Annotated in this window: 8 protein-coding genes and 2 tRNA genes; 6 read left to right on the forward strand and 4 right to left on the reverse strand. The window is 39.6% G+C overall.

Annotated features, from left to right (window positions below; genetic code table 11):
* The first annotated feature begins 88 nt into the window (after positions 1-88).
* Positions 89-2,695 (forward strand): glycoside hydrolase family 2 protein, encoded by a 2,607-nt coding sequence (locus EZ456_RS07345; RefSeq protein ID WP_131528759.1) that lies wholly within the window; start codon positions 89-91, stop codon positions 2,693-2,695.
* Positions 2,696-3,200: 505 nt separating this feature from the next.
* Here EZ456_RS07345 and EZ456_RS07350 read toward each other — a convergent pair.
* The 4 genes from EZ456_RS07350 to EZ456_RS07365 form a co-directional block, all read right to left on the reverse strand.
* The gene (locus EZ456_RS07350) at positions 3,201-3,527 is read right to left on the reverse strand and encodes a 2Fe-2S iron-sulfur cluster-binding protein (protein ID WP_025141835.1); all 327 of its coding nucleotides are present in this window, start codon (positions 3,525-3,527) and stop codon (positions 3,201-3,203) included.
* A gap of 42 nt (positions 3,528-3,569) precedes the next feature.
* Positions 3,570-4,580 (reverse strand): NAD(P)/FAD-dependent oxidoreductase, encoded by a 1,011-nt coding sequence (locus EZ456_RS07355; protein ID WP_131528761.1) that lies wholly within the window; start codon positions 4,578-4,580, stop codon positions 3,570-3,572.
* Between the two features lie 197 nt (positions 4,581-4,777).
* Positions 4,778-5,272 carry a hypothetical protein gene (locus EZ456_RS07360; RefSeq protein WP_131528763.1) on the reverse strand — a complete coding sequence of 165 codons (495 nt, stop codon included), beginning with the start codon at positions 5,270-5,272 and terminating at the stop codon, positions 4,778-4,780.
* An 11-nt stretch (positions 5,273-5,283) separates the two neighbouring features.
* Positions 5,284-7,410, reverse strand: a complete 2,127-nt coding sequence (locus EZ456_RS07365; protein ID WP_131528765.1) for a prolyl oligopeptidase family serine peptidase — start codon at positions 7,408-7,410, stop codon at positions 5,284-5,286.
* A gap of 384 nt (positions 7,411-7,794) precedes the next feature.
* On the opposite strand from EZ456_RS07365, the gene EZ456_RS07370 reads away from it, so the two are divergent.
* The 5 genes from EZ456_RS07370 (at position 7,795) to EZ456_RS07390 (ending at position 12,263) form a co-directional block, all read left to right on the forward strand.
* Positions 7,795-8,544 (forward strand): UDP-2,3-diacylglucosamine diphosphatase, encoded by a 750-nt coding sequence (locus tag EZ456_RS07370; RefSeq protein WP_131528767.1) that lies wholly within the window; start codon positions 7,795-7,797, stop codon positions 8,542-8,544.
* A gap of 743 nt (positions 8,545-9,287) precedes the next feature.
* Positions 9,288-10,361, forward strand: coding sequence for a peptide chain release factor 1 (gene prfA, locus EZ456_RS07375; RefSeq protein ID WP_116250528.1), 1,074 nt, complete (start codon positions 9,288-9,290; stop codon positions 10,359-10,361).
* Between the two features lie 103 nt (positions 10,362-10,464).
* Positions 10,465-10,538: transfer RNA gene (locus EZ456_RS07380), tRNA-Asp, on the forward strand.
* Between the two features lie 194 nt (positions 10,539-10,732).
* Positions 10,733-10,806 (forward strand) — tRNA-Asp (locus tag EZ456_RS07385).
* A 257-nt stretch (positions 10,807-11,063) separates the two neighbouring features.
* Complete coding sequence (locus EZ456_RS07390; RefSeq protein ID WP_131528769.1) at positions 11,064-12,263, forward strand: site-specific integrase; 1,200 nt, start codon at positions 11,064-11,066, stop codon at positions 12,261-12,263.
* Positions 12,264-12,549: the final 286 nt, after the last annotated feature.

Here is a 12,549-nt window from a genome sequence, read left to right on the forward strand (position 1 = left end):
CAAAAATGTAAAAGTCGGGGCAAGTTTTCCTGGTTTTTGCATTAAAAATTAACTACAAGAATAATATCAACTATAATATCCTAAATAAATGAGAAAACTATTTCTACTTCTCTTAATCTGTTCGGCTTTAATTGTAAATGCACAACAGCGTTACGAATTAAATTCTGGTTGGGTATGTACCAATATCAAAGATGCCAATGCTTCGGGCTTAGAAATCTCGAAAGCTGGTTTTCCGGTCAGCAACTGGATGCAAGCGACAGTTCCAGGAACGGTATTAACTACTTTGCTAAACAATAAAAAAGTTCCTGATCCATTTTATGGAATGAATAATGAAAAAATTCCTGATGTGTATAAAACAGGTAACGACTATTATACCTATTGGTTTGTAAAAGATTTTGAGGAGCGTGTTGTGGGTAACGAACAGGTTTGGTTGCAGTTCAGAGGTATAAATTATAAAGCTGAAATTTATTTAAACGGAAAAAAAGTTAATCCAAAAACCCAGGTGGGTATGCACCTTAGGGCACAGTACAACATCACTAAGCTTTTATCTTCGAATGGAAAAAACAGGCTGGCTGTAATTGTTTATCCACCAGATTTTCCGGGTAACCCCAATGGTGGCCAGGGTGGCGATGGCACTATTGCCAAAGGTTTAACTACGCAATATACTGCTGGTTGGGACTGGATTCAGCCCACCCGCGACCGTAACACAGGCATTTGGGACAAAGTTACCATTGAGAAAACCAAAAGCATTAATATCCTGAATCCACAGGTAATTACCTTGGTTCTGGGCAAGCGTTTACCCGAAGGGAAACAAAATCCGGCTACAGTTAAAGTTTCTGTTGAAGTAGAAAACCCTACGGGTCAGGTGGTTTCGGGTACTTTACAATATCAAATCGCTGGGAAGCTGATTAAACAGACAACTACCATTGCCGCAAATAAAACCACTATAGTTAAACTTCCTGATTTACAGCTCGAAAACCCGAAGTTATGGTGGCCAAGTGGATATGGACCACAAAACCTGTACGATGTGAAGATCGAATTTGTAGCTGCTAATCAAGTGTTAGATCAAGAGCAGCTTAAAGTAGGTGTTCGCCAGATTGATAACATCTGGAACGAGCAGACCAAAAGTATGGGCGCTTATGTAAACGGGCAAAAGATTTTTATTAAAGGTGGCAACTGGATTATTTCTGATGCGATGCTCCGCTTTAGTGATGCCCGCTACGACGCAGAAATACGTTACCACAAAGATATGAACCTCAATCTGATCAGAATCTGGGGAGGGGCTATTTTAGAAAGACCTGAGTTTTACAACGCCTGCGATAAATATGGTTTGCTGGTTTTTCAGGATTTCTGGTTCAGTGGCGATTGCAACGGCCGTTGGGTAGATCCAATGAAAAAGGAAGATCAATGGACGAGAAGAAATTATCCCGATGATCATAATTTAACCTTAACAGCTATTGAAGATCAGATCAAAATGATCAGAAACCACGCTTCGCTGGCTTTTTGGTGTGGAGGAAACGAAATTACACCACCGGAAGACATTTTAGAACCGCTAAAAAACGATATCCTACCAAGGTTGGATGGCACAAGAAAACTTTTCGATTTCTCTAACAGCGACGAAATGTCGTTTAATGCTATCGGTGGAAACGGCGATGGTCCTTACGGCATTCAGGATATCAAAACTTTTTGGGGTACGAAAACCTTTCCTTACAATTCGGAAGTGGGCTCGGTAGGGGTAGGTGATTATGTTTCTTTACTCCGTTTTATTCCAAAAGAGAACCTGATCGCCCCTCAATACAAAGCTAAGCCTGATTCGGTATGGGATTATCATAAGTATATCTCTTACGAGCAATACCTAAACCCTTATGGTAAGCCAAAAAGTGCAGAAGATTTTGCCATGAAAGCCCAATTAGCCAATTACGACCAATACAGGGCATTAATGGAAGGTTTTTCTAATAAAATGTGGGATTGGTACACCGGTTCTATCATTTGGAAAACTCAAAACCCCTGGACAGCCCTGCGCGGACAGATGTACGATTATTACCTCGATCCTAATGCCTGTTTATATGGCCTAAGGAAAGGAAGTGAACCCTTACATGTGATGATGAATCCTTTGGATAGCATGGTTACCATCGTAAACAATGGGTTTAGCACTAAAAACAACCTGATGGTGCAGGCCAAAGCTTACGATATGGATGGCAAAGATTATTTCTACTCTCAGGCTTTTAATTCGGTTGGTCCATCTTCGGTGAGAAGACTTTTTCCTATGAACGAATTCTTAGCCAAACTGGATAAAAAAGAAGGTGTATTTGTTTCTTTAAGGATTTTAGATCAAAAGCAAAGTATTTTAAGCGAGAATATTTATTGGCTTCCTGGTAAGGATGGTGAATACTCGGGTTTAAAAAGCATCAAACAAACACCATTAAAAGTTGCAGCAGTTGATCAGAAAAATGGTAAGGTCGCCGTTACTTTGAGCAATGCAAATGGAAATCCGTTGGCATTTTTTAACCGTGTTGCTTTAATAAATGGCAATACAGGTGAGCGTGTACTTCCTGCTTTTTATGATGATAATTATGTGAGTATTTTACCGGGCGAAAGTAAAACGGTAACTGTAGAATATACAGGAAAACAAAGTAATCTGGCTGTAGAGGTGTATGGCTGGAATGTAGAAAAACAGAAAATAAATATTCAATAGTTTACAAGACCTATCAGGTTTAATTCGTATTTATATTGTTTTAAATGGCCTAATTGAAGGTTACGTCATTTAAAACCTGATAGGTCTATAAGTAGATCTTTATTGTTAGAGGTTTTTGGAAATGTTGGGTTCTATTGTTGTGGCTGATTGTAGTCCTGCTATCGCTTCAAGTCCTCACTCGTGCCTCGCTCCGGGCTTTTCGCTTTATCAGGTTTAATAACAAGGGGCGCTGCTGAAATCGCGATGGATCCGCGTTAGGGATTGTAAGGGTTCAGTACCGATTAAGCATCTGTTTTTATTTAATTACGGCATGCTTGCTTGTTTCACAGGTCTTCATTGGTACCGGAGCGAAGCGTAGCCCTGAAAAAGCCCGACCCTTGCGTAGCTTGGGTAACGCCCAGATTAGTTTGCAATTTTCGGTTGGCCGTTTGCAATTCAGGTTTATTAAAAACAAAAAAAGGCGACACTTTACGTATCGCCTTTTCTCTATAATATGTTTTACAATCTAGCTTACGCCGTGTAATTTTACTTTTAGTCCGTCCATATTGTTGTTTAACTGCAACTGGCAGGCTAAGCGCGAATTTGGTAACAGATCAGGCAAAGTATCTAACATGGCATACTCATCGTCTGTCATTTCGTTAAGTTTCTCTTCGCCTTCTAACACATCAACACAGCAGGTAGCACATAAGGCCATTCCGCCACAGGTAGCCAGAATGTCGTACTCTGATGCTTTTAAAAACTCCATCAGGCTTAAACCCATGTCGGTTGGTGCAACGTGTTCTGTAACCGAGCCATCCGGCTCTTGCATGTATATATTAATATTGTTTTCCATTTTTTAGCTTACTTATGTTGATTCACAAATATAGTAGAAAGCTTAAAATTCTGAAACTCCGTTTACAGTTGTATATTTCATGGTATATTTAACACCAGGATTCATGTAAGAATAAGCGCTGTGGCTCATTAATGCAGCCTCGTGGAAACCACAAAGAATCAATTTTAGTTTATTGGTGTAAGTGTTGATATCGCCAATAGCATAAATTCCAGGGATATTTGTCGAATAATCATCAACATTAACCTCGATTGCACTTTTGTTGATATTTAAGTTCCAGTCTTCGATCGGACCTAATTTAGGACTTAAACCAAACAAAGGAATTAAGTGATCAGCCTCTATCACAGTTTTTTCCATGGTACGATTCTGCACAATTTCAACTTGCTCTAATTTATCAGTTCCTTGCACCGCTTGAAGATTGCTGTTTAAAATCAAATTGATTTTTCCACTTTCTGCCAATGCCATTACTTTAGCAACCGAATCTGGAGCACCACGGAAACTTTCGCTTCTGTGCACTAAAGTTAATTCAGAGCAAACTTCTGCTAAATAAATGGTCCAGTCTAAGGCAGAGTCGCCACCACCGGCAATTACCATTTTCTGATCGCGGTATTTCTCCGGGTCAAGGATCATGTAGTTTACACCTTTACCGTTCTCAAAGTTCTCTAAGTTTTCTACGGCCGGTTTACGCGGTTCAAAACAGCCTAAACCACCGGCAATTACCACAACTTTAGCTTCGATAACGGTACCCATATTGGTAGTTAAAACGAAATCGGCCTCGCCACGCTTTTCTAAACCTTCAATACGCTCGCCTAAAGTAAACGTTGGATGGAAAGGTTTTGCCTGCTCCATTAAGTTATCGACAAGTTCCTGAGCCAACACAGAAGGATAACCAGGGATATCGTATATCGGTTTTTTAGGGTAAATTTCAGACAGCTGACCACCAACCTGAGGCAGGTAGTCAATTAAATGGCAACGCATTTTTAATAAACCGGCTTCAAAAATGGCGAATAAGCCAACCGGACCAGCGCCTATTACGGCTATATCAGTAGTGATCATTAAAAAAAATTTGACGCAAAGTTACAAAATAAAGTATTATCAATCCTGTTATTTAGAAATATTCTAGATAATTTTGTAATCTTGTTGTATTCAATATTTTATATGCTTTGCGTTGGTGTAAAACAAAAGTTAAGGGTTTTTAGCAGTTTAAAGCAAATTATAATTGGTCTATGGATTTAGTGGGAAATTTAATTTAATTACTCTGCCGAGTCATAAAAAGATAATATTTTAGCTTTACCAATAACCCGTTCTCCTTCATGAATATGCCATACCAGCCCAACATATAAATATTGATGGAGCGATGGGAAATCAAGGAATCTAACTTTTACGATCTTTTTCTCGCCGGGCTCGATCGTAGGCCATTCGCTAAAATTAAGATCACCAATGTAAGTTTGCAATATTTGGCCCTGTTTATATTCGAATACATGATTAGGTCTGAAGCCTGATATAATCCCAGTCTTCTTTCCACCTTCATTTGTTGGTTTTAGTTCCAGTTCCGCCTTTACTAAAACGAGTGGGTTCGAGTTTTCATACTCGATTTCATTAAAACTTACTAACGTGTATTTATCATATGCCATTAAATCAAAAATTTTTGATTCACTTGTTGCTAGCCATTTTTTGTAAATAAGCGCTCCATTTTGATATAAATAAAGCTGATTATTTTTAATTTCTTTATGAATTTTCATCATCATAACTGACAATTCTACCAATTCATCCCTAAATTCTGAAACACAAAGCTCCATACATCAGCAGCTTCGTCAATCAATTTTGTAGTTGGCTTGCCTGCACCATGGCCTGCTTTGGTTTCGATCCTGATTAAAACCGGGTTTTCGCCTTTGTATTTCTCCTGTAAGGTTGCGGCAAATTTAAATGAGTGTGCAGGTACTACGCGGTCATCGTGATCGGCTGTTGTGATCAGTGTTGCCGGATAATTAACACCGCTTTTTAGGTTATGGAGTGGCGAATATTTAATCAGGTAATCGAAATCTTCCTTTTTATCGCTACTTCCGTATTCAACTACCCAACCCCAGCCTACAGTAAATTTATGATACCGCAACATGTCTAAAACGCCAACTGCTGGTAAAGCCACTTTAAACAGATCGGGTCTTTGAGTCATACAGGCACTTACCAACAGGCCGCCGTTCGAACCGCCGGAAATAGCAATTTTAGATGGATTGGTATACTTCTCTTTAACCAGATATTCGGCTGCGGCAATAAAATCGTCGAAAACGTTCTGTTTTTTTGCTAACATACCACCTTTATGCCAAGCCTCGCCGTATTCACTTCCACCACGTAAACTCGGTTGAACGTAAATTCCTCCCCGCTCTAAAAATAACATTCGCGATAAGCTAAATCCAGGTGTTAAACTGACTTGGAAGCCGCCGTATGCATAAAGATAGACCGGATTTTTGCCATCCAGTTTGATCCCTTTTTTGTGTACAATAAACATGGGTACTTTTGTGCCATCTTTTGATGGGTAAAATACCTGTTTGGTTTCATAGTTATCGGTATTAAATTGGAGGTCTGAATTTTTATATAATATCGATTCGCTTTTGTTAATGTCGTACCGGTAAATAGTACCGGGAGTGGTGAAATTAGAAAAGGTGTAAAAGAATTCTTTGTCTTCTTTGTAGCCGCCAAAGCCTCCAACGGTTCCAATGGCTGGTAGTTTTACGTCGCCAATTTTCTTTCCGGTTAAATCAAACTGAACAATATTGGTGCTTGCGTCTTTTAAATAGGATGCCCAAAGAAATCCGCCACCAGTTCCAATACCTTCTAAAGCCAATTTCGATTCGGGGATAATTTTCTGCCAGTTTTTAGGATCTGCATTTTTTGAATCAACCAAAACCACCTGTTTGTTCTCGGCGCCCAGATCGGTATTTACCAATAGTTTATCGCCAATATTATCAATAACACTGTGGTTGTTTTCAAACCCCTTAACCAATAAGGCGATTTTACTATTTGGTGCGCTCAGATCTTGATAATACAATGCATTGCCTGAAGTACCTGCACTGGCGTAAACCACCAAAAAGCGTTCATCTTCGGTAACATTGGCGCCGAAATATAGATTTGGATTGGTTTTGTCTTCAAAAGTTAATTGATCATTTTGCTGCTCATCGCCCAATTTATGGTAATACACTTTTTGATATTTATTGGCTGCAGAAAGATCAGTTCCTTTAACAGGCTCATCAAATTTACTGTAGTAAAAACCATCGCCTTTCCAGGCTGCGCCAGAGAATTTGGTCCATTTCAGCTCATCCGCTAATTTGGTTTTGCTGGCTATTTCCATTACGTAAATATTGCTCCAGTCTGATCCTGCTTGCGCAACCGAGTAGGCCAGGTATTTTTTGTCGTGCGAAAAACCGAGCAGCGAAACGGCTGCTGTTCCGTCTTTTGTGAGTTTATTTGGATCTAGAAAAACCTCTTCCTTACCTTCTAAGCCTTTTTTAATAAACCAGATACTTTGGTTCTGAAGGCCATCATTTTTAGTGAAAAAATAATATTCACCAACCTTAAATGGTGCGCTTTCTTTAGGGTAATTCCATAATGCTGTTAAACGCTTTTTAATGTCGGCGCGGTAGGGAATTTGCTCCAGATAGTTTTGGGTAACCTTATTTTCGGCTACAACCCAGGCTTTTGTCTCTGCCGAGGTATCATTCTCTAGCCATCTATAAGGATCGGCAATGGTTGTTCCGAAATAATTATCTTTTGTGCTATCTTTTTTCGTTTCAGGGTATTTCATCAATGTTATTTTTTCTGCAGGTTTTTTGCCCTGGTTACAGGCAAACAGACTTAATGCAAATAAGCTCAATACAATTTGTTTTTTCATGCCTCATGAGATTTATTTACTAATATATGTTTTTACCTTCGGGATGATTGCACTGATTTTGAGATTTCACAGATTTTTCCTTGCAGATTGATTGCAAAGATTACACAGATTGTGATTTTTTTTCCTCTGGTCTTTCTACTTTAGACTTTAAGCTTTTCGCCTTCGGGGTTTTCACAATTGAGAAATTAAGGACATTAAGTTTTTTGCCACGGAAACACAGATTTACACGAAGTTTGGCTCCTTATTTTAGTCTTTGGTCTGTCCCCTTAGTCTTTAGGTTTTTACCTTCGGATTGATTACACCGATTTAGGATTTCACAGATTACGGAGCTTTGGTCTTTCAGCTTTAGTCTTTCAGCTTTTTTTCCTTTACCTTTGAAAATCCATGGCAAAAAATATTTACTTCGCTTCCGATTTTCATTTAGGCACACCAAATTATGCCGAAAGCCGTGCCCGTGAAGCGCGTATTGTAAATTGGTTAAATTTTATAGAACCAAATTGTGGCGAACTGTTTTTGATGGGCGATATTTTCGATTTCTGGTTTGAGTACGCTAAAGTGATTCCGAAGGGATTTATCCGTTTACAGGGTAAGTTGGTTACTATGGCCGATACCGGCATAAAAATCTATTTTTTTAAAGGTAACCATGACATGTGGGTGCGCGATTATTTCACTCAGGAAATCGGCATGGAAATCATTAGCGATGAATTGATCATTGAAAGGGGTAGCAAGAAGTTCTATCTACACCACGGCGACGGCTTAGGGCCAGGGGATAGCAAATATAAATTCTTAAGAAAGATTTTTAGAAGTAAGGTTTGCCAATGGCTATTTGCCCGTTTGCATCCAAACCTAGGGATTGCTATGGCAAATGGATGGAGCCAGGGCAGTAGGGCAGCACAAACCGAGAAAGAAGTTTTTTTAGGAGAGGATAAAGAATGGCTGGCCATTTATGCCAAAGAGCAGTTGCAAAAGACACATTTCGATTATTTCATTTTCGGACATAGGCACTTGCCGCTCGATATCGATTTAGGTAATGGAAGCCGATATGTTAATACTGGGGAGTGGCTTAATTATAACTCTTATGCGGTATTTGATGGGCAAGATCTAAAGTTGGAATATTATAATCCAAAGCCGTAATATTTTATTTTTTGGAAAGCAAAGTCTGTAGCGTTTGTTTAATGTTAGCCGGGCTTTCCGTTATAGCCCCGATAAAAAAAATCGGGAGCTGCCATTTCATCCGATAGCTATCGGATCCCGTTTAGTTATACAGGTTTCTGCTGCTATTTAGGGTTGCGTTATGCCTAAAATGCACCGTTCTTTGTTCCTAAACCCGATATAAGTGTAAAGCCCGTAGCGAAGCGAGGACTTGGAACGTTAGCGGGGCTGCCGACTGCCACAGGCACAGAACTGTTCATTTCCAAATCCCTTTCGATAATACTGTACCTTCCTTTTCATGCCTGCACCGTTGATGAATACCTTGTTTTTGGAAAGCAGAGCCTGTAGCTCGGTTTAATGTTCGTCGGGCTTTTCGTTATAGTCCCGATTTTTTTAAAATCGCGAGCTGCCACTGCATCCGATAGCTATCGGATCCCGTTTAGTTATACAGGTTTCTGCTGCTATTTAGGGTTGCATTATGCCTAAAATGCACCGTTCTTTGTTCCTAAACCCGATATAAGTGTAAAGCTCGGAGCGAGGTACGAGTGAGGACTTGGAATGTTAGCGGGGCTACCGGCCGCCATGTACACAGAAATGCTCATTTCCAAAATCTTTGATAAACTCTAGTTTTTCCTTTCCAAACTAATTCAGCTTTTTTCCTTATTTTTGCATTTCCTAATTTTTGGCGATACGCTAGCAGTCAGGAAATTTCAACAAGAATAAATATGTTAGATAAATTAGAAGCTATAAAGCTGCGTTGGGAAGATGTAGAAGAATCGTTGAGCAATCCGGATGTAATTCAGGATATGAAACGATTTGCAGCTTTAAACAAAGAATATAAAGACTTAGGCAAAATTGTAGACGAATATAAAATCTACAAAAATGTGATGAGTAACATTGATGCCAACAAAGAAATTTTAGCAACAGAGAAAGACGCTGAAATGCGTGAGATGGCAAAGGAAGAGCTGGATATGCTTTTAAAGCAACAGGAAGAAATGGAAAGCAATATCCGTTTAATGTTGATTCCTAAAGATCCGGAAGATGCTAAGAATGCCGTATTTGAGATCCGTGGCGGTACTGGTGGCGATGAGGCTGCTTTATTTGCAGGCGATTTATACCGCATGTATACCCGTTATTTCGAAACCAAAGGCTGGAAAGTAGAAACGGTTGATGTAACCGAAGGTACTGCGGGCGGTTATAAAGAGGTAATTCTGAAAGTAAATGGCGATGATGTTTATGGTCAGTTAAAGTACGAAAGCGGCGTACATCGCGTGCAACGTGTGCCAGATACCGAAACACAGGGCCGTGTGCATACATCAGCTGCTTCTGTAGCTGTTTTGCCAGAAGCTGAAGAAATTGATCTATACATTAATCCTGCCGATATTGAGTTGCAAACCTCGCGCTCAGGTGGTGCAGGTGGACAGAACGTAAATAAAGTAGAAACGAAAGTGCAGTTAACGCACAAGCCATCTGGTTTGGTGGTGGTGTGTCAGCAAGAGCGTTCGCAATTAGGTAACCGTGTTATTGCAATGGAGATGTTGCGTAGCAAGCTTTATGATATCGAATTGCAGAAAAAGAATGGCGATATTGCCGCTAAGCGTAAAACAATGGTATCAACAGGAGACCGTTCTGCTAAGATTAGAACCTACAATTACCCTCAGGGCCGCGTTACCGAACACCGTATCGGCTTAACGATGTATAACCTTCCATCGATCATGGATGGCGACATCCAGGAGATTATTAGTGCACTTCAGTTTGCAGAAAATGCAGAAAAGATGCAAGAAGGTGCTGTAGGTTAGGGAGTTAAATATTTTTAAAAAAAAAGTTTGCGAATTAAGATATAGTCTCTATATTTGCAACCTCGAAAGAGACAAGAGGTTCGAACTTTAAAGAAGAACAAAAGGAGTGGTAGTTCAGCTGGTTAGAATGCCTGCCTGTCACGCAGGAGGTCGCGGGTTCGAGTCCCGTCCATTCCGCAACAAAAGCCTTAACTTGAAAAAGTTGAGGCTTTTTTGTTTAATAATCGTTTTGATTAAAATATTTAGAATGAGGTTCAGGGTGTTACGTAATTATTGATTAAAAAGTCGATTAGCATAGTGATAAACTGAATATAGTGTCTATATTTGCATTCCCGAAAGGGGAAGATGTTCAAACTTTAAAGAGAACAAAAGGAGTGGTAGTTCAGCTGGTTAGAATGCCTGCCTGTCACGCAGGAGGTCGCGGGTTCGAGTCCCGTCCATTCCGCGAAAATAGTTTTAAATTTAACTAAAAGCCTGTAAATTAAATGTTTACAGGCTTTTTCGTTTTCTAGAACCACCAAATTATTCATTTTTTCGCAAGAAAAAGGTGAGCAATTCGGTGAGCACATTAAACGGTATAAATGCTCACCAATTCTAGCTTAAACAGTTGTTTATAAGCTAGTTCAATCATTAAACATCTTGACTGTAAGTGACAGAATTAACAATTTTGTTTCACTTTAATCATTTGTCATGAGAACAAACATGAATCTGCTTTTCTATTTAAAAAAGCGCTCTACTTACAGAAACGGTCCAATAACCATTTACTTGCGGTTTACAGTTGACGGACGACGGGCAGAAACCTCAACGGGAAAATCTTGCGATCCCAATCGCTGGAACGCACAGGCTGGGCGGGCCGCTGGTACCAAAGAAGATACCAGGGTTTTAAATGCTTATCTGGATAAGTTGCAGTCAAAGGCTCAAGAGCTTCACCAAGTAATGACGATAGCGAACGAAACCGTTACGGCAGAAACGGTTAAAAACCGTTTCATTGGCAAAGCGTTTCAATCAAGGACCCTGGTTGTCATATTTGAAGATCACAACGCAAAGATGAAGAGCCTCATCGGCAAAGAATTTGAAAAGAGTACCCTTCAACGCTATGAGACCTGTCTGATGCATGTTAAAGAATTTATGCTGCTGAACTATAATGTTTCAGATATTCCTGTTGCAAAGATCAACTTCGCTTTCCTGATCGATTTTGAATATTATCTTCGAAGCGTCCGCAACTGCGGCAATAACTCTGCAATCAAATACATCAAAAACCTCGGCAAGATTGTACGGATATGCCTAGGTAACGGATGGATAACCGTTGACCCATATCTCAACTACAAACCGAAACAGAATACCGTACATCGTGAGGTACTCACTAAAGAAGAGCTAAGCCGCATCAAAGAAAAGAAGTTCACTATGGAGAGGGTTGGTACAGTTAGGGATATGTTTGTTTTCAGTTGTTACACAGGGCTTGCTTATGTAGATGTATGTAAACTGAAGCGCTCTGAGTTGGTTAACGGCACTGATGGCAATCTATGGATATATACAAGCAGAAAGAAAACCGATACGCTTTCAAGGATTCCCGTGTTGCCAGCAGCTCTGTCCATAATTAAGGCTTATGAAAACCATCCCCAATGTATTGTCAAAGATACTTTGCTTCCAATGATGAGCAACCAGAAAATGAACGCGTATTTAAAAGAGATTGCAGACCTATGCGATATCAACAAGTTGCTGACTTTTCATATTGCAAGGCATACCTTTGCCACCACTATAACGCTTAACAACGGCGTACCGATAGAAAGTGTATCTAAGATGATGGGACACACCAGTATCAAAACAACACAGATTTATGCAAAGGTATTGGATCATAAGATTGGTTCTGATATGCAGAAAATTCTAGAAAAAGTAGAGTAAGTCGAAACTTTAAACTATAAGGGATATTAATACGAGAATAATATTTTGAATTATTAGCAAAAAAAGGATGCGACACTCGCTGTCACATCCTTTTTATCTAAATTAACGCTCTCAATCTATGATTGATGCAAGGCTCTCACCCCCTGCCTTCGCAATATGTGGATATTAATTTAAAATTGCAATATTACTCTCTAATTGTTTTTTGAAGCTATCAGGCATTTAATTTACGTACACTTTCGCCGATTAATAAATCATAAATAGGGTCATTAATTGAGAATTTATTCGC

The sequence above is a fragment of the Pedobacter psychrodurus genome, from assembly GCF_004331735.1.
Taxonomy (GTDB): Bacteria; Bacteroidota; Bacteroidia; order Sphingobacteriales; family Sphingobacteriaceae; genus Pedobacter; species Pedobacter psychrodurus.